This is a genomic window from Streptomyces sp. MGP-BFMKR1 (assembly GCF_057766585.1).
Genome location: NZ_CM173408.1, coordinates 3,663,049 through 3,681,633 on the forward strand (window position 1 = coordinate 3,663,049; position 18,585 = coordinate 3,681,633).

General features: G+C 73.0%; 9 protein-coding genes and 2 pseudogenes. 5 read left to right on the plus strand and 6 right to left on the minus strand.

The genetic code is table 11. The features are described from left to right. Positions 1 to 7: 7 nt before the first annotated feature. Positions 8 to 2,461 carry a molybdopterin oxidoreductase family protein gene (locus tag AC3CHW_RS13985; RefSeq protein WP_488470643.1) on the minus strand — a complete coding sequence of 818 codons (2,454 nt, stop codon included), beginning with the start codon at positions 2,459 to 2,461 and terminating at the stop codon, positions 8 to 10. Between the two features lie 341 nt (positions 2,462 to 2,802). Next, complete coding sequence (locus tag AC3CHW_RS13990) at positions 2,803 to 3,276, minus strand: SRPBCC family protein (protein ID WP_398610414.1); 474 nt, start codon at positions 3,274 to 3,276, stop codon at positions 2,803 to 2,805. A gap of 301 nt (positions 3,277 to 3,577) precedes the next feature. Between AC3CHW_RS13990 and AC3CHW_RS13995 the strand changes: the two are divergent. Further along, positions 3,578 to 4,561 (plus strand): annotated as a pseudogene (locus tag AC3CHW_RS13995) (Ppx/GppA family phosphatase); the annotation flags it as partial. A 526-nt stretch (positions 4,562 to 5,087) separates the two neighbouring features. Here the strand turns inward: AC3CHW_RS13995 and AC3CHW_RS14000 are convergent. After that, positions 5,088 to 6,751, minus strand: a pseudogene (locus tag AC3CHW_RS14000) (CocE/NonD family hydrolase); the annotation flags it as partial. A 202-nt stretch (positions 6,752 to 6,953) separates the two neighbouring features. On the opposite strand from AC3CHW_RS14000, the gene AC3CHW_RS14005 reads away from it, so the two are divergent. Together AC3CHW_RS14005 and AC3CHW_RS14010 are read left to right on the plus strand one after the other, a co-directional pair. Next, positions 6,954 to 7,682, plus strand: coding sequence for a TetR/AcrR family transcriptional regulator (locus tag AC3CHW_RS14005; protein ID WP_308284071.1), 729 nt, complete (start codon positions 6,954 to 6,956; stop codon positions 7,680 to 7,682). A gap of 170 nt (positions 7,683 to 7,852) precedes the next feature. Continuing rightward, positions 7,853 to 8,521 (plus strand): ABC transporter ATP-binding protein, encoded by a 669-nt coding sequence (locus AC3CHW_RS14010; RefSeq protein ID WP_488470644.1) that lies wholly within the window; start codon positions 7,853 to 7,855, stop codon positions 8,519 to 8,521. Positions 8,522 to 8,773: 252 nt separating this feature from the next. On the opposite strand, the gene AC3CHW_RS14015 is transcribed toward AC3CHW_RS14010, so the two are convergent. Continuing rightward, on the minus strand, positions 8,774 to 9,370 hold the full coding sequence (locus AC3CHW_RS14015) for a hypothetical protein (protein WP_488470645.1): 597 nt from the start codon (positions 9,368 to 9,370) through the stop codon (positions 8,774 to 8,776). Between the two features lie 377 nt (positions 9,371 to 9,747). On the opposite strand from AC3CHW_RS14015, the gene AC3CHW_RS14020 reads away from it, so the two are divergent. Both AC3CHW_RS14020 and AC3CHW_RS14025 read left to right on the plus strand, forming a co-directional pair. Next, complete coding sequence (locus tag AC3CHW_RS14020; protein WP_488470646.1) at positions 9,748 to 10,143, plus strand: hypothetical protein; 396 nt, start codon at positions 9,748 to 9,750, stop codon at positions 10,141 to 10,143. A 360-nt stretch (positions 10,144 to 10,503) separates the two neighbouring features. Then, on the plus strand, positions 10,504 to 10,782 hold the full coding sequence (locus tag AC3CHW_RS14025) for a hypothetical protein (protein ID WP_488470647.1): 279 nt from the start codon (positions 10,504 to 10,506) through the stop codon (positions 10,780 to 10,782). Here the strand turns inward: AC3CHW_RS14025 and AC3CHW_RS14030 are convergent. Beyond that, positions 10,732 to 11,493, minus strand: a complete 762-nt coding sequence (locus AC3CHW_RS14030) for a barstar family protein (RefSeq protein WP_488470648.1) — start codon at positions 11,491 to 11,493, stop codon at positions 10,732 to 10,734. The genes AC3CHW_RS14025 and AC3CHW_RS14030 overlap by 51 nt on opposite strands. A gap of 65 nt (positions 11,494 to 11,558) precedes the next feature. Further along, the gene (locus tag AC3CHW_RS14035) at positions 11,559 to 18,461 is read right to left on the minus strand and encodes a polymorphic toxin-type HINT domain-containing protein (RefSeq protein ID WP_488470649.1); all 6,903 of its coding nucleotides are present in this window, start codon (positions 18,459 to 18,461) and stop codon (positions 11,559 to 11,561) included. Positions 18,462 to 18,585: the final 124 nt, after the last annotated feature.

Below are 18,585 nucleotides of genomic sequence, written 5' to 3' on the forward strand. Positions count from 1 at the left end.
CACCGCCCTACCCCAAGCGCTGCTCCGCCACCGCCGACGGCCCGCCCCTTGTGGGTGGTGCCGCGTGGGGGTCGGTGGGGGCGGAGGCCGTGGTGGTGGGGGCGGGGCTGGTGGCGCCGTGGGCGGGCTCGACCAGGGTGAGGCGGGCGGCGGCGGTCTTGTACAGGGGCTGTTGGGAGACCGGGTCCCAGTCGGTGACGGTGGTCTCGTTCGCGGCCCGGCCGGCGGTCCCGCCCGGGCCCGGGCCCTGATGGGTGTCCCAGTAGCCGTAGTGGAACGGCAGGAACACCATGCCGTCGCGGATGTCGGTGATCCGCAGCCGGCCGCGTACGGACCCCCGGGGGCTGGCGACCTCGACCAGGTCGCCCTCGGCCACCCCGTGCCGGCGCGCCTCCGTGGCGGACAGTTCCACCCACACCTCGGGGGCCGCGGCGTTCAACTGCGGGGCGCGGCCGGTCTTGGTGCGGGTGTGGAAGTGGTAGAGGGTGCGGCCGGTGGTGAGCTGGAGGGGGTACGCCGCGTCCGGGGCCTCGCGCGGGGGGACGTACGCGGCCGACCTCAGGACGGCCCTGCCCTCGGGGTTGAGCTGCCGGTAGGCGGCCTCGGAGGCCGGGTCGCCGGTGGCCAGGTCCTTGCCGTAGGACTCGCAGGCGTCGGGGGCGGCCCAGGTGATGCCGTCGGTGTAGAGCCGCTCGGTGCCGTCGGGGTTGGCCGGGGTGGCGGGCCACTGGACGCCGTCGGCGTCCCGTAGCCGCTCGTAGCTCAGGCCGGTGTAGTCGCAGGGCCGGCCGCGGCTGCAATCCTGCCAGGCCGTGAACGCCGACTCGGCGTCGTGCCAGCTGACCAGCGGCTGGCCGTCGCGGTCGCGGAAGTCCATCCGGCGGGCGTAGTCGAGCCAGATATCCAGGTCCGGGCGGGCGTCGCCGGGTGGGTCGACGGCCTTGTCGGAGTGGTGCACGGTGCGGTCGGAGTTGGTGAACGTGCCGGTCTTCTCGGCCCAGGTGGCGGCGGGCAGGACGACGTCCGCCAGGCGGGCGGTCTCGGTCAGGTACAGGTCCTGGACGACGGTGAACAGGCGCGGCTGGCCGAGGATCGCGCGGATGCGGCGCAGTTCGGGCAGGGAGACCGCCGGGTTGCTGCCGGAGATCCACAGCATGCGGATCGAGCCCTGCTCGGCCTTGCGGAAGATCTCCATCGCGGGGGTGGGCGGCGCGTCGTGCGGGATGCGGGAGGGGTCGACGTTCCAGACCCGGGCGAGGTCGGCGACGTGCGCCGGGTTCTGCCAGTTACGGAAGCCCGGCAGGTCGCCGTTGGCGCCGCACTCGCGGGTGTTCTGGGCGGTGGGCTGGCCGTTCATCTGGAGGACGCCGCAGCCGGGGCGGCCGAGCATGCCGCGGATCAACTGGAGGTTGTTGACCTGGCAGGCGGCGGCGGTGGCCTGGTGCGACTGGTAGACGCCCTGCAACACGGTGGACAGCAACCGCTCGGCACCGCCGACGATCTCGGCGGCCTCGCGCAGGCTGCGGGCGGGCACGTCACAGATGTCGGCGGCCCACTCCGGGGTGCGGTCGGCGACGCGTTCGGCGAGTTCGGCGAAGCCGACGGTGTGGGCGGCCACGAAGGCGTGGTCCACCCGGTCGGTGCGGATGACCTCGTGCAGCAGCGCGTTGAGCAGCGCCAGGTTGGTTCCGGCGCGCGGCGCGAGGTGGACGGTCGCGTGCCGGGCGACCTGGGTGGGGCGCGGGTCGACGCAGACCAACCGTGGCGGGTCGGTGCCGGCCAGCCGGTCCAGGACGCGCATCCACAGCACCGGCTGGGTCTCGGCCATGTTGTGCCCGAACAGCGCGATGACGTCGGCGTGGTCGATGTCCGCGTACGAGGCGGGCTGGCCGTCGCAGCCGAAGGTCTGCTTCAGCGCCTCGGCGGCGGTCGCCGTGCACAGGCGGGTGTTGCCGTCCAGGTGGTTGGTGCCGATGCCGGCGTGGGCGATGACCGACAGCGTGTAGTACTCCTCCAGGTAGAGCTGCCCGCTGGTGTAGAAGCCGAGCGCGTCCGGACCCTGGTCGGCCATCAGCTCCCGGGTGCGGGCGACGATCCGTTCCATCGCCGTGTCCCAGTCGCAGGGCACCAGGCGGTCGCCGCTGCGTACGAGCGGGGTGGTCAGCCGGTCGCGGGAGTGGTTCGCCTGCCAGCCGAACAGGTCCTTGGGGCCAAGGCGTCCGTGGTTCACCCGGTCCCCGGCCCGGCCGCGCACCCCGACGATCCGGTCGCCGGCGACCGCGACGTCCAGCGCGTCCCCGTTGGAGTGCAGGATGGAGGCCGTCGGCACCCACCGCTCCACCGCGTCGGCCGTCATGCCGGGCTCCAGGTACGAGTCGACGCGTACCGGCCAGGTGCCGCCACGGTCGTACGGCGTGCGCTCGCCCCAGGGCTGGGCGATCCGGTCCACCTCGGGCTGCATGTTCGACCTCCGCGATCTGCTCCGCGATCTGCTCCGGGGAGTGCGGCGTTCCGGTGGCGGGCGCGCGGCGCCTTCCACGCCCGAGGCCGTGGCGCGCCGCGCCCGCCGCTCGCGCCCCGCCGCCCACTGTGGCGCACCGCCGTCGGCATCGGGCGGCACGCGCTGCCGGGCGACGGCCCCGTGCCCCGCACGGCGTACGCGCGCTCGCGCGGGCACGGGGTCGGCCACCTGGTCCGCCGAGCCGCCGTCTCGGCGACGGGCCTCCCGTCGGCGCGTTCTGTGGGCGCGCGTTCCGTCGGCGCGCGTTCCGTCAGTACGCGTTCCGGCGACGCGTGGACCGGTCAGGCGGTCGTGCCGGCGTCGCCCGGGCGGATACGGCCGCGCCAACTGCCGTTGGTGCCGCCGCGCTCGACGAACTCCTTGAAGCGGTTCAGGTCACCCGTCACCCGGCGGCCGATCACGCCCAGCGCGTCCGCGCCCTTCTCGGCGAGGCCGGTGGGCTCGACGTCCATCGTCAGCTCCACCCGGGTGCGCGCCTCGTCCAGCCGCTCGAAGCGGACCGTGCCGCGCTGCTGGGTCTCGCCGTCGACGGTCCGCCAGGTGATCCGGTCGTCCGGGAGCTGGTCAACGATCTCCGTGTCGAACTCGCGCCGCACGCCGCCGATGGTGGTGGTCCAGTGGTTGTGCCGGTCGTCGATCTGCCTGACCTCCTCGACCCCCTCCATGAAGCGCGGGAACTCCTCGAACTGCGTCCACTGGTCGTACGCCTTGCTCAGCGGAACCGCCACCTCGACCGCTTCCTTGACCGTGCTCACGGAACCTCCTCGTCGGTTCGTCATGGGGCCGGCCGCCGTGGCGGACCGGCCCTTCCGGTGTGTGCACGACGCCGGGTACCCAGGAACGGCGCCGTGATGACCGCCCGTTCCGTCGTCATCTCGCGGTCGTACGGGAGGGGTTGTCGCGCCGTCGTCGGGTACGCGCGCGTGGCGCGGGTGAAGGGGTCGGCCGTAGCGGCGTAGTTCGATTTGCGCCGCGCGGGGAAGCGATCCGGACCCGTCGGGCCCGGTTGTGTGTTTCCCTGGCATCTCGTGTCATCGAGGGGGGTATCAGGAGTCCATGAGGTTAAGCGTGCTCGACATCGGGTCGAACACCGTCCGACTTGCCGTGAGTGACACGAGGGACGGAGTGCCGCTCCCGGTCCACACCGCGAAGTGGAAGTTGCGGCTTTCCGAACACGTGGGGGCGCAGGGGCAGCTCGGCGAGGCGGCCACCGAGCGGCTGCTCACGGCGGTGCGGGCGGCGACGGAGACGGCCGCCCACTGGGGCGCGCCGGAGCCGTTGGCGTTCGCCACCACGGTGGTGCGCGAGGCGCCCGACCGGGCGGAGGTCCTGCGGGCGGTGCGCGAGCGGACCGGGCTGAGCCTGCGGGTGCTCCCGGGCGAGGTGGAGGCCCATCTGACGTTCCTCGGGGCCCGGCGCTGGATGGGCTGGAGCGCGGGCCCGCTGTCCGTCTTCGACATCGGCGGCGGCTCACTGGAGGTCGCCTTCGGCCGGGGCCGGATGCCGGACTTCGCGGTCTCGCTGCCGCTGGGGGCGAACCGGCTCACCAACGAGTTCCTGCACGTGAGCGACCCGCCGTCGGCCGCCGAGATCGTCGCCCTGCGCCGCCGGGTGCGCCACCAACTCCGCGACGTCTCCGCCCGCATCCGTTGGGAGGCGCCGCACACCTCGGTCGCCACCTCGCGCACGTTCCAGCAGTTGGCGCGGTTGTGCGGGGCGGCCCCCGGGCGTCGCGGCCCGTTCGCCAAGCGCGTGCTGCGCCGCCGCGACCTGCGCGTGGCGATCGACCGGTTGGCCGCGCTGCCCGCCGAGCAGCGGGCCGAACTCCCCGGCATCACCAGACCCCGGGCCCGGCAGAGCCTGGCCGGCGCGATCGTCGGCCACACGGCGATGAAGCTCAGCGGCGTGCACTCCCTGGTCATCTGTCCCTGGGCGGTACGCGAGGGCATCCTGCTGCGCTACCTGGAGGACGGGCCCGACTGGTGGGCCGAGGTCGAGCACCCGGAGGCGGCCGGTCGGCCACCGGAGCCCGCGCCGCCCGTGGCGGCCACGCCGCCGCGCCCGGACGGGGCGGCGTCGGACGGCACCGTGTCCCTGGCCCCGGCACCGCCCCTGGCACGTCCCCCTTCTCCAGGGCAGCCTCCCTCCCCGGGACAGCCCCCTTCCCTGGGGCAGGCGGCGTCCCTGGGCGCCGCCGCGACGGGCCATCGCCCGCTGCGAGTCGCCCTCGCGCGGGCGCAGCGCTGAGGCGGGAGCGCGCGGCGGGCGAAGAAGGGCGAGGCGGAGGCGTGGGAGGCGTACGCGGCGTGTGAGGGAGCGCGCGGCGTACGGGTTCCTGCGCGGCGTACGGGTTCCTGCGGGGCGTACGCGGGAGCGCCAGGCGTACGGGTTCGCGCGGATTCGTGCGGGCGCGGGTGGCTCAGGCCGGGTCGGGGGCGGGCTCGACGTCGGGCTTGGGCTCGGTGCCGGGCTCGGCCACCGCTTCGGACTCGGCCACGGCTGCGGCTGCGGCTGCGGCTGCGGCTGCGGAATCAGGATGAGCGTCGGGCTCGGGTTCGGTGTCGTGGGGCAGGAGCAGGGTCGAGTCCGTGTGGACGGTGACGCGTACCGGCGTGAACGTGGTCGCGTCGATGGGCGGTTCGGCCGTGCTGGAGCCGCGCGCGTAGCGCGGGTGGGCGCCGCCGCTGAGCTGCCAGCGGACGCGGTGGCCGGCGGCGAAGCGGTGGGCGGTGGCGCTCATCGGGACCGTGACGTACTCGGGCCCCCGCTCGGTCGCGCGTATCCGGCCGAGCCCGTCGCAGACGTTGACGGAGCGGCCTCGCTCGTCCACGTCGCACAGCCTGGTGAACAGGTCGGCCTGGCCGCCGTCCGTGCTGACGCTCAGCCGCGCCGTGACCGGGCCGACGATGTCGATCGGTTCGGTGAGCGGGGGGCTGGTGAAGGTCAGGACGTCGTCCCGGGCCTCCAGGCGGCCGTTGTCGCGGGGGCCGGCGGCGCGGGAGAGCAGCGGGCCGCCGACGGAGGGGGTGGGGTCGGCGGGGTCGTAGCGGAACGAGGCGAGCGGTGCGCGGGCCGCGGTGGCCTGCCGGGTGAGGTGCCCGTCCGGGGCGGGGAACCACGGGGTGGCAGGCCGGGCGGGAGGCCAGTCGGCCAGGTCGCGCCAGGTGTCCGCGCCGCCGACGTGCACGCGCGCCCGCGTGCGGCGCGATGCGGGCGCGTCGGCGCACAGATGCGCGCGCAGCCAGTCGAGGCTTTCGGCGAACACCTCGGCCCAGCCCTGTCGCAGCGCCGAGGTGTGCGTCCAGGGGCCGACGAGCAGGGTGGCCTCGCGGCCGGCCCGCCGCAGCCGCGCGTACTGCTCGAAGGTCTGGTCGGCCAGCACGTCGTGCCACCCGGTGATCAGGCTGGTCGGCACCCGCGAGCCCGCCGCCACGTGCGCCAGTGAGGCGCCGTTCCAGTACGGGTCGTCGGCGTCCGGGTGCGTCAGCACGTCGTCCAGCCAGGGCAGCGGGCCGCCGAGGGCCGTGGGGTAGGCGTCGCGCAGCGGCTGGGCGCCGGTGACGGCGCGCAGCCGCCGCTGGAGGCGCAGGATCGCCTTCACGAACGGCCCCACCCCTGGTGCTGGTACGTCAGGCCGGCGCCGACGGCGAGGGCGTTCTCCAGTTGGAGCGCGCCCCGGGTGTGGAAGAGGGCGTACGGGTCGTGCAGCCCGACCTGGAGCACCATCGCGCGCAGTTCCGGCGGCGGGTCCGCGGCCAGCGCCCACTGCGTGTATCCCAGATAGCTGGGGCCCACGGTGCCCAGCGCGCCGTTGAACCAGGGCTGCTCGCGCAGCCACGCCACCGTGGCCAGGCCGTCGGGGGCCTCGTTGCGCCACAGGTGGAACGCGCCGCCCGAGCCGCCGGTGCCGCGGCAGCTCTGGAGGACCACGTGGAAGCCCTGTTCGGCGAAGAGGATGCCGAACTGCGGGGACCACGGGAAGCCCCGGCCGTAGGGCGAGCGCACGAGGAGGGTGGGGAAGTCGCCCGTGGCGCGCGGGAAGTAGTGGTCGGTGAGCAGCGGGCTGCCGTCGGCGGCGGGGACCGCGAGGCCCGGTTCCCAGCCCGCCGCGTACCGCCTGGCCGGCAGGCCGCGCCAGGTCGCGCGCGCCAGTCGGGCGGCCAGCGGCGGTTTCCCGGGCGGCGGCGCCCAGGTCGGGGTCGGCGCGGGGTCGTGTGTGCGTGCTGCCATCGTCACCCTCCTCATTCGCGTACGTCGTACGAGAATAGGTGATGCTTGGATGGGCACCCGCGGGAGCTGGTACTTCACGGCGCCGCCGGCGCGACGGCCGGCGCCCGCCGGAGCCGGTGCCGGGCGCCGCGCCGTTCGCCGATGAGCCAAGGGACCGACGAGCCCAGGGACCGAGGGACCGAGGGATGAGGAGGGTGCGGCCGTGACCCGTGACCCGGACGCCGGTGCGGCGGGGATCGACCCCGAACGGCTCTGGCTGAGCGACCCGCAACCCCGCAGGGGCCGCCGGCCCGCCTACAGCCGGGAGGCGATCACGGCGGCGGCCGTCGCGCTGGCCGACGCGGAGGGCCTCGAAGCGGTCACCATGCGCCGGGTCGCCGCGCGGGTCGGGGCCGGCGTCATGTCGCTCTACAGCTACGCGCCCGACAAGGAGACGCTGCTGGAGCTGATGGTCGACCACGTCAGCGGCGAACTCACCGCCACCGGCCCGCCCACCACACCCACCGGCGACTGGCGCGCCGACCTGAAGGCCGTCGCCCACCTCCAGCGTTCCCACATGCTGCGCCACCCCTGGCTGCCCGCCGCCCTGGCCACCCGCCGCAGCCCCGGCCCGAACACCCTGGCCTTCCTGGAGCACGTGCTCGCGATCCTGCGGCCCACCGGGCTGGACGGCGCGTCGAAGCTGGAGGTCTTCGCCCAGCTCACCGCGTTCGTGAGCGGCCACGTCGGGCACGAGTTGGCGCAGGCGGCAGCCGCCGCCTCGGCCGACCGCGCCGCGGCCGAGGCCCGCTACCTGGCCGCCGTCGCCGCCGACGGCCAGCACCCGGAACTCGCCGCGGCCCTCGCCTCACCGGGCCGCCCGCTGGCCCCCGAGGCCACCTTCGGCCGCTTCCTGGGCCGCCTGATCGACGGCCTCGACGCCGCCCCCTGACCGACCACCCCGCCGACCCGCCGAGCCACCGACTCGCCGACCCGCCGGCCCACCAACTCGCCGACCCACCGACTCGCCAACTCGCCGTCTCGTACGCGGCGTGCCCGCGCGCCCGGCCACCCCGGCACCCTCGCGCGGCGGCGTCGGGGCCGCCGCCTACTGTGAGCCGGATGACGGACGAGAGCGCGGTGCTCCTGCGGCTGGTGGGCGTCGGACGGCGGTACGGGGACCGGCCGGTGCTGCGGGCGGTGACGCTGGAGGTGGCGCGCGGCGAGTGCGTGGCGCTGGTGGGCGACAACGGCTCGGGCAAGTCGACGCTGCTGCGGCTGGCCGTCGGACGGGAGCGACCGTCGGAGGGGACCGTGGAGTTCGCCGGGACTCCGATCGACGAGGACGAGGCGGGCGTACGGGCGCGTGTCGCCACGGTGTTGGACGCCGGCGCGCACTACCCGGACCTGACGGTGCGTGAGCACCTGCTGCTGGTCGCGCTGGCGCACGGGCTGCGCGTGGCGGCGGCCGAGGAGGCGGTGACGGCCGAACTCGCCGCGTACCGGCTGACCGACCACGCCGACCTGCTGCCCGCCGCGCTGTCCTCCGGGCAGACCCAGGCGCTGCTGCTGGCCTCGGCGTTCGTCCGGCCGCACGACCTGCTCGTCCTGGACGAGCCCGAGCAGCGGCTGGACGCCCACGCGCGGCGGGAGTTGGCGCGCCGGCTGGCCGCGCACCGGGACGCGGGGACCGCCGTGTTGCTGGCGACCCACCACGAGGGCCTGCGCGCGGTGGCCGACCGGGTGGTCCCGCTCGACGCCGCGCTGGCCGGGGCGGCGGGCGAGGGCTGAGGTGGCGACCCATCCGGCCCTGGCCTACCTCCACGAGGTGCGCGCCGGCGCGCGCAGGGCCAAGCGCAGGAACGCGTGGTTCGCCGCGTACGCCTGCGCCCTCATCGGGGGCGCGTGGGGGCTGCCGCTCCTGCTGGCGGCCTCCCGGGCGGGCGGCGACGGCGGGCGAGGCGGCGCACTCGGCGCGCGCGTCATGGACGCCCTACCCCTGCTCGCGCCGGCGGCGCTGCTCCTGGCCCTGCTGCTGATCGGCTACGGCGCGACCTGGCGGGGCCCGGTGACCGTCGAACGCCCCGCGCTGACCTGGCTGTTGTCGGCCCCGCTGGCGCGGGCGCCGGTGGTGCTGCCGCGCCTGCTGGCCGCGCTCGGCCTCGCCGCGGCGGGCGGCGCGGTCGCGGGTGGCGTGGCCGGCTTCCTGCTCTCCGCCCTACGGGGCGGGCCGTGGGCCGGCGCCACCGCGGCCGGCGGCTGGGCCGGCCTGTGCACGGCGCTGGTCGGCGGCGCGCTCGGCGTCGCCGTCGAGCGCCACGAGCCGTCGCTGCTCCGGCGCGGGCCCGGCGTGCTGCGCGCCACGCGCGCCGCGATCGCCGCGCTGTGCGCCGGCGGAGCGCTGGGCGCGGCCTGCGGCGTGCCGTCCTGGCTCGGCGCGGTGTGCCTGTGGTCGGGCCCCTGGGGCTGGGCGGCGCAACCGCTGGTCGCGGCCGTGGACGGGCCGGCCCCCGGCTGGCGCGTGGCGGCGGCGCTGGCGACCGGGTGCGCGGCGCTCGCGGTGTGGGCCGCGCGCCGGGCGGCTCCCCTGATACCGCTGGCCGCACTGCGCCGGCGGGCGACGGTCGCCGCCCAGGTCACGGCGGCGCTGTTCGCCCTCGACCTGCGCCAGGCCCGTGGCGCCGTCCGCACCCTCGAAACGCCCGGCGCCCGCCCCCGGCTGCGCCTGCCCCCGCCCCGCCACCGCTGGCTGCTCATCCCCTGGCGCGACGCGACCGGCCTGCTCCGCTCCCCCGCCCACCTGGCCTGGGCCGCCCTGTGGACGACGGTCGCCGTGGCGCTCACGGCGTACGCCCCCACGGCGCGCGGCGCCGCGCAACTGGTCGCCGTCGCGGGCGCTGCCGTCGCGGGCTACCTGGCCGCGGCCCAACTCGCCGAACCCGCGCGCGTCGAGGCCGACGACATCCGCCGCGCCGCTGCCCACCACGGCGGGCGCCCTCGCCCTGTGGCACGCGTGCGTGCCGGGCGCCGCGCTGCTGACCGGCACGGGCTCGGGCGCCCTGCTCTGTGCGCTGGCCGGCCGGTGGCAGCCCGGCCTCGCGCTGCTGGTCGCGGCGGCACCGGCGTACGTGGCGGCGGCGCTGGTCAGCGCGTATCGCGGGCCCGTACCGCCGTACGTGCTGATCGGCGTCGAGACCCCGATGGGCAACACGGGCGGCCCGCAGGCGGTGGCCTGGTACCTCCGCGGCCCGCTGGTGCTACTGGGCGCCACCACCCCGGTCCTGGTCGCCACGGCCCGGGCCAGCGGGTTCACCCCGCTCGCTTTCGCGCTGGCCCTGCTGTGGCTGTGGGGCGCGGAGGCGGCGGGCCTGTGGTGGGCGTGGCGAACGGGACGGCGGGTACTGCGGGGCTGAGCGCGGCCCTGCCGGGGAGCGGGGCGGGGGCCCGAAGGGGTTGGAATCGGGCGAGGGGCCGGGCCCGGGCGAGGGCCGGGCTCGGGCGACGAGCCGGACCCGGACGCGTACGCCAAGCAGCCGCCCGCCACGTCCACGCCCATGCCCACCTCCACGTCGACGCCCACATCAGCGGCGCGAGCGCCCCTGCCACCGGCGTACGACCCGAACACCGCGCTCCCCCCGACGGCGTACACCCGGTGGTCCGGCCCCGGCTGCCGGGCGAGGGTGGCGGTGGGCCACGGGTGCCGTCGTACGGACGGCCCTCCGACCACCACCCGCCCCCACCACCCACCGCCCACCGCCTGCCAGGGAGAGCCAATGCCGGAGAACAGGGGTGGCAAGCCCGCGGAGCCGGCGGTCGTCGCGGCCAACGAGGCGATCCGGCGGCGCTTCCCCTTCGACGACACGCGCGACCTCCACGACGCCCGACGCGGCTTCATGGGCACCGCCGACGAGAACCTCGTCCGGGCCGCCGACGGGCGGGTGGTCTGGGACCTGGACGCGTACGGCTTCCTGGCACGAGACAGGATTCCCGCGTCATTGAAGTCAGCAAATAGCGAGATCGATTCGAAATTCGCGCATCAGCTTCACCACTGAATCCAGAAAGGCATGACCAAGCATCTCTTGAGATGTCCTGAAATTCTGCCAAATAATCCTCTCCGGAGGCCCTTCGCCGAAAGGTGACGAAATGCAGTCTGCGACGGCGTCGAGATTTGAACCGAAGTATCCACCCGGGCCGTTGACTGCCTCACCCAGTGCACAGTAGAAACCTGGCCTCGTCATCATCTGCGCGCCATCCAAATAGACATTCCCCTCGACCCCATAGCGCGCAGCCCTATGGTTCGTAGCGAACCAAGAATTCTGAACAACATGCAGCCATGCGCCCTGGTAGTTCACCGGCCACCGAATCCATTCACCTTTCTCATGGGCACCACCTGTTGCCCAACGCAGCCAGATTTTTTTAGCTTCAGGATAGTCGCATCGATCGCCGAAGAAACGACATGTAACTCTATTCGCTTTTCCGCCTGACTGCTCGACATACGCATCGCCGAGCACAACGCGGCCAATGAAATACTCACCAATCTTCTCCCGCTGACGATTCACGACTGTCATCACTGCATCTTCGACCTTCCGCCTACTTCTAGCCACCTCATGAACTCCCACGAAGGTCACTTCCGACGGCTTATCTGCCGCGTCGACAAAAAAGCCCTCGACTTCTTCAGCTGCAATAAGCACTCCCCCTACCTCCTCACAGACCACATACAGGGGCAGGTCCACCTTGTCCACCACAGGCAATCTTTCACTCATGCTTCAACCTTAAACTAGAACTGGTGCAGCGACAATCAAGTCACTGCACCAGTCAACCGATAGATCTACTTACTCCACCCCGAGTCAGGGAAATGGGGGGCGCCGAAGCGTTGAATCTTCGTATAATGCGTGGACGTCCAGCCGTACACCTTGGCGCCGTTCGGTAGCTCCTTTTCCAGGATTCTGTCGGTATCCGGCCTTCCTTCTACGCGGTACTCCTTGGAGCCTGCCCACCACGGGTGTTCACGTCCCGCGTAGGTGTCGTGCGAACGGATCCGCCCTGCCTTCACGTCATCGTAGGCTGAGGCGATCTTGTTATTCATCCCCCTAGGCAGAGGGTCCGAAAGTTTTCCATCGGGACAGTTCGAGTTGTGCACCAAAACCGGCGCCCCACCAGCCACCACATAATACGTATGCACCCCCGAAACCGTCAGATCATGCGTGCGCTGAAGCTCGCTGAAATGACGGGTCGCGGCCACCTTCACCGTGGTGCCGTCTGGCGTACGCAGGCTCATGCCGGCCTTGAGGTCGCCCGCGTCCACCCAGGAGTCGGTGTCCTCCACCCAGAAGGGGTGCGTGACCGTGGCGATCAGGGAATCCTTCTCGCCCTCCGACCCCGCCACCTTCAGGTCAACGAACTCCTTGTCGTCCTCCGTGACGATCGTGCCGACCACCTCGCGAGGTGCGGTCTCGCCCGTTTCCGGGTCGGTGACCAGGACCTTGTCGCCGGTCTTCACGTCCTTGATGGGACGCGTGCTGCCGTCCGCCAGCAGGACCGCGGTGGAGGGGATGAAGCTGTGGCACTCCGGCTTCTCATGGACCCTCTTGGCCTGGCGGGCGCGCTTGGCCTTGGCCACTCCCTTGATCGCTACGCTGCCGAGCTTGCCCACCGGCAGCGCCCCGGCGAGCAGGACGACGCATTCCAGCTGCAGAATGTCGCCCGAGCAGTCCGAGAGCTGCTGGACGTCCTCCTGGATCATCTCTTTGCCGAACTCGACGGCCTTCTTGCCTAACTCGTAACCCTTCTCCGCCCAGTCATCGACCGGCCCCCAGCCCAACCTGGGAACACGCGCGCCGCTTCTCGTGGCCCGCTGGTAGCCGACAGTGCGATACCCGGAACTCTGGCTCCTCGCCGGCCGGTACTTCCTCACCGGCCGCCCCGCGAAGCCGCTGTAGCTGCCGCTACCAGATACCCGGCCGCCCGCCGCACCGGAGCCGTAGCCGCCACCGCCGGTCAATCGGCCGCCCGCCGCGCCGGAGCCATAGCCGCCGCCCTTGGGGCGCTGGATGTTCACGGGGCCGCCGAAGCCGAAGAGTTTGCCACTCGGGTCGCTGTACAGCAGCGGGTTGTTGTTCCCGTACGAATACCCGTGCATCTGCTGGGCGTCGGTGAGGTCCATGATCGGGTCGACGCTGATGAAGCGGCCCAGCTTCGGGTCGTACTCGCGGGCGCCGAGGTGGGTGAGGCCGGTGGTGGTGTCGCGGGTGCCGCCCACGAAGCCCTTGCTGCCCGGCCAGGTGGTCGGGTCGGTGCCACGGGGGGCGCCGAAGGGGAGGTTGCGGCGTTGGGTGAGGGTGACGTCCGCGGCCTTGACGGCGAGTTCGCCGGTGCCGTGGTGGTCCGCCACGGTGTAGGTGATGCTGCCGTCGTCCTGGATGACGGCCTGGTGGCCGCCGCCGAGGTCCAGGTAGCGGGTGGCCTTGGCCTTGTCGGCGCCCCTGGCCAGGGTGACCTCGGAGTGGCCCAGGTAGAGCGTGGTCTCGGTGTCGGTGCGGCCGATGAGGCGGTTGCCGTCGGCGTCGTAGAGGTAGGACGTGGTGCGCTTGCCGAGGTCACCGACGGGTTCGGTGACCTCGGCCAGGTGGCCCTCGGCGTCCCAGGTCAGGTTCTGGGTGTCACCGGCGAGCGTGCGGGCGCGGGTGTTGCCGGCCGCGTCGTAGTCGTAGGTGTCCAGCGCGGTGCCCGTCGGGCCCTTGGTGGCGACCGAGGTCAGCGCGTGCGGGCGGGGCTGGCCGGGGGTCGGGTAGGTGTAGGTGCGGGTGGTGTTCTTGGCGGTGGCGCCGGTCAGGTCGTGTTCGGTCTCGGTGAGCCGGTTGCCGACCTTGTCGTAGCTGTAGGACTGCCAGTACGGGGCGGGTCCGCCGATCACCTCGCCCGACGGCGCCTGCGCGCAGGTGGCGGTGGGTTGGGTCCATGCCTGGGTGAGGCGGCGCAGGTAGTCGTAGGTGAAGCACTGGTTGTCGGTGCCGTCGCGGGACACGTCGGCCAACGAGGTGACGTTGCCGGCCGGGTCGTAGTGGTAGGTGGTGTGGCGGTCGACGCCGGGGACGTTCTCGCGGTCCACCCGGCTGGTGGCCAGCCGTTGGGTGCCCCACTCGTAGGACTGGGTGGTCCACGTCTTGCGCTCGCCGTCGGTCAGGCCGAAGGCGTACTGCTGCGGCTTGCCCGTCAGGGTGTAGGTGAGGGCGGCCCGCGCACCGCTGCCGTGGGCGAGGATCTGCCGCTGCGTACCCGTCTCGTAGGTGTAGGACAGGCCGCCACCGGGAAGCGAACCGGCGCCCCCGAAGCCCATGTTGCGTAGCAGACCGGACAGGTGGAACGCCTGCTGTGAGTGGTAGGTGCCCGCCAGCGCGCCCTCGGCCTCGGGGATCACGACCTCGCTCTTGAGCGCGCGGTAGAGCCGGTCGTAGTAGGTGACCTTCGAGGTGTAGGCGTTGCCGTTCACGTAGCGGGTGGACTCGGCGAGTTGGCCCTTGCCGCCGGTGACCGTGTCGTAGACCCACTTGGCGCGCAGCGTGCCGGTGGGCGTGGACTCGCGGAGTTCGGTCTTGCGGCCGAGGCCGTCGTAGACGTGGACCAGGGTGGTGTCGCGGGCGTCGGTGGTGGAGGTGAGTTGGCCGCGGTCGTCGTAGCGGCTGTGGGTGGTGCCCTTGTCCGGGTCGTCGGCGCGGATCTGCCGGCCCTGCTGGTCGTACGCGTAGCCCCACGAGTTGCCGGCCGGGTCGGTGACCTTCGCGAGTTGACCGGCGGGGGTATACGCGTAGCGGGTGGTGTCGAAGGCGGCGTCAGCCGAGCGCGCGTGGTGCTGGCGCAGTTCGATGGTCTGGTCGCGGCCGTCGACGATGCTGGTGGTGGCGGTGCCGCCGGTGGGTGGAATGACCGTGGTTCGGTCGCCTCCGTAGAGGGTGCGGGTGGTGCTGAGCACCTTGCCGCCGTCACCGTTGCCGGCGACCTCGCGGACCTCGGTCTCGCGGCCGAGCCCGTCGTGGGTGTGCCAGGTCTGGGTCTCCACCGACAGGGCGTCGTTCATCGCGAACAGGGCGGTGCGCGGCGCGCCCTCGGCGTAGTAGGGGGCGAACTTCTTGGCGGGCAGGCCGCGGTCGTCGTAGAAGACGTCGGAGAGCACCCGGCCGCCACCGGGGCCTGGCTCCTGCACCTGCCGCTCGCGCAGCAGGCCGTCCAGGATCTGGTACGAGGTGCGCTGGCCGCCGCTGTTCTCCAGCGTCTTGGTGCCGATCGCGACGGCCTTGCCCTCGGCGACGGTGTAGGTGAACTCGTAGTTGGCCGGCGTCGCGTTCGAGGAGGCGCGGTCGGCGAGCCAGATCCTGGTGGTGCGGCCGAGGGCGTCGTACACGTATTTGGTGTGGTTGCCGTTGGTGTCGGTGATCGTGGTGGGTTGGCCGGTCAGGACGTCGAGGTCGGTGTTGGTGGTCTGGGCGGTGGCCGCGTCGCCCGGGGTGGCGGGCGGTGACGTTTCGGTGATCTTGGTGGGGTGGCCGGTGGCGGGGGCGTACGCGGTGGTGGTGGTCCGCCCGTCGGTGCGCGCCTGGCGCACCGGGGTCGCGTCGCCGGTGGCGGTGACGGTCGCGGTCAGGTCGGTCTCGGTCAGCACGCGTCCGTAGCCGTCGACGGTCCGGCCGCTCTCCAGGTAGGTGGCCTTGGTGCCGTCGTGGGTCTTGAGGGTGGCGGTGGTGGTGGCGTCGCCCTTGGTGGGTGCGTCGCCGTAGGTGCCGCCGTCGTAGGCGGTGCGGACGTCGGAGATGACGTCCTTGGCCCGGTCGGGGGTCTCGCCGCAGGCGACGGCCACCGTCTCCTCGCGGGCGGGCAGGGTGAGGATGTTGGCCGTGGTGTTGACGGCGTAGGTAGTGCGGGTGCACTGGTCGTCGCTGGTGGTGGCGGTGTCGCCGGCGTCGTCCACCCGGGTGATCCGGCCGGCGACCGTGTCGTACGTGGTGGTCGTCTCGGTGGTGCGCCACTTCTGGCCGGCGCCGTCGTCCAGCGAGGTCCACTGCTTGCTGTGGCCGGTGCCGGTCAGGTCGGAGGTGACCGTGCCCCAGTCGCGGACGCGTTGGGCGGTCTGGTGGTGCCAGGGCCGGTTGACGGTCTTGGCCAGCACCTTGCCGCCCGGCCCGGAGAAGGTGACGGTCTTGTAGCCGAAGCCGGCGGTCGACGCGTGGTCGGGGATGGTGGCGCCCTCGCCGGCGCCGAGGGTGACGCTGACGTCCTTGGTGCCGCCGGACGGGGCCGCGCGGTCGCCGTCCATGCCGCGCAGGAAGTAGTGCTCCTCCTGCGTCTTCATGCCGTTCTCACCCTGGCCGCCGGTGTTCACCCGCACGTGGCCGTAGCCGCGCCACTGGGACCAGGTGCGGTGCTTCTCCTTGGTCATGCCGTCGTCGTCATCGAAGTGCCAGGCAGCGTCGCCCAGGTAGGTGTACCGGGTGACCTGGTCGGGGGCGCCGCCGGTGCGGTCGGTGCCGGTCGTGGACGTCACGACGTACTTGTTGAACCAGTGCCGCTCGGGGTCGTCGGTGTTGGAGCCGCCCATGAACTGCGGGAAGCAGCGGGTGGTGTTGGTCTGCGGGGTGGGCAGGCCGGCGTGCGAGCAGGCGGGGGCGGAGTAGCCGACGTCCACCTGGCCGCCGTACTCGTCGGCGACGCTCGACAAACGGGCCTTGACGAACGGGGCGTACCCGTCACCGATCTTGTCGAGCCGGTTCTCCAACTGGGTGTACGTGAACGTCGTCTTCGGCAGCGTGATGGGCGTCGCGGCGGCGTGCCCGGTGTGCTGGACGCTGTCGAGCAGGAGCTGCCGGTCCACGTCGGCCTCGCCCCAGCGGTGGCTCAGCGCCCAGGAGTCGACCTTGGCGTACGCGGTGCCCTTGAGGAGTTCGGTGGTGACCTCCACCAGCCGCTTGCGGGTGAAGAAGCTGGGCGAGAGGCGGCCCTTGTCGCAGGTGGTGCCGGCCTTGCAGTTGAGGTCCCAGGGTGTGTCGTACCAGTAGAACTTCTTGTCGTCGATGGTCTCCGGCGCGCAGGTCACCCCGGTCTCGGGCAGGCACCGCTCGGCCTGGGCGAAGTCCACCCGGGCCAGCGCCTTCTCGGCGTACAGGTCGGTGGACTTCAGCCCGTACTCGATGCGGTCCAGGTAGCCGCCGCGGGTGTACGGGGTGTCGTCGGTGTCCTTGAGGTTACGACCGTAGGAGTTGGTCTCCTTGTCGTAGTAGTACGCCATCGCGTTGCCCTGCGCGTCGACGACGTAGTCCAGGTTCCAGCGCCAACCCTGCTGGCACCAGGAGTCGGCGAAGGCGTCCTTGTGGCAGGGCTCGTTCGCGTCGTCGCCGTAGACCGGGACGGTCCACGTGGAGTCGGTGGTCTCCTTGCCGCTGGCCCAGCCGGGCAGCCGGTGGTAGCCGAAGAAGTACTGGGTGCCGTCGGTGTCGGTGAGCCGCCAGTACTCGTTGTCGTTGTCGCCGTTGGCACGGTCGCCGCTGGTCAGGCGGGTGACCCGGGTGCCGTCGTCCTTGCGGAGCTTCCACTCGTCCTTGCCGGTGGGGACGAGTTCGCCACCCTTGCCGTTCATGGTCAGGTACGCGTTGTCGTACCCCCAGCACAGGTCGCCGGGCTCGCGTCCGTCCGCGTGCTTGACGCCGTCGTCGTAGCAGGGCTTGTAGCGGCGCTCGATGAATCCGGGCGAGAGGTCGAAGCCGTCGCCGACCCAGGACGCCTGGTTGTTGGTGGAACTGGTCCGGCCGTCCAGGGCGCCCGAGGAGTACGCCAGGCTCAGGTCGGGGGCCAGGTCGCCGGGGACGTCCGGCGCCTCCATGGGGTAGGACCAGCCGAAGTCGCCGGTGTTCAGGGCGGTCTGCCAGGACGCGGACGGGGCGAGGGTGCTCGCCTTGTAGTCGCCGGTCTTGCCCTCGTCGCCGGCGACGGCGGCCAGCACGGTAGGCGTCCCGGCGCGCAGCGGCACCGACGCGGCCTTCAGGCGCCGGTGCTCGGTGTCGTTGACGGTCGGCACGGGCGTGGCGGTGCGGCACTTCGCGTCGTCGGGGGTGGTCAGCGCGCAGCCGGGGAGCTGGACGAGGGTGAGACGGGAGAGGTAGCCGCCGCCGTACGCCTCGGCGAAGGCGGCGTAGTCCAGCTCGACGCCGGAGGCGCCCGCCTGCCGCGCGGACAGGGACAGCAACACGCCCGACACGCCGGCCTCTTCGGCCTTCGCGCGCGGCTCGACGCGCACGGTGACGTCGGTGGCGGGGGTGGCGTCCGTGGCAGGCGTGCGCTGCTGAGCTGCCGGCGCCGCCGTCCGCGCTGCCGGCGTGAGGAAGACCGGCAGGGTGCCGGCCCGGGTCGGGGTGGGTGGTGCGGCCTTGGCCGCCGTCCGGCGCCCGTCGGACGCGGGCAGCCGCACCGTGGCGCTGCCGGCCTGCGGCCAGGCGGCCCGGGGCGCGCGGCTCGGCGTGCGCGGGCCGGCGTTGGCCGGCCGTGGCTTCGCCTTGCCGGCGTCGGCGCCGGCCACCGGCCTCTCCGAGCGCGGCAGGTCAGGACGGCCGCTGCCGTCGTCGGCCGCGCGGGCCCCGGTCTCGCCGGTGGCCTGGACGAGTCCGGCGAGTAACGCCACCGAGACGAGGACGCCGATTCTTCGGCGGCCCACCCGTCGGTGTCGGGTGGCCGTGGGTCTGTCGTTCATCTCTCTCCCGCTGTGTTGGGTACGGTCACGGCTCGCGCCGCGACGCGACGGTGCGGCCCGCCGCGGCGGGCCGGTCATCGGGGTGGGGGAAGGGGGCGGGCCGCCACCGCGCCTGGTGCCGGCG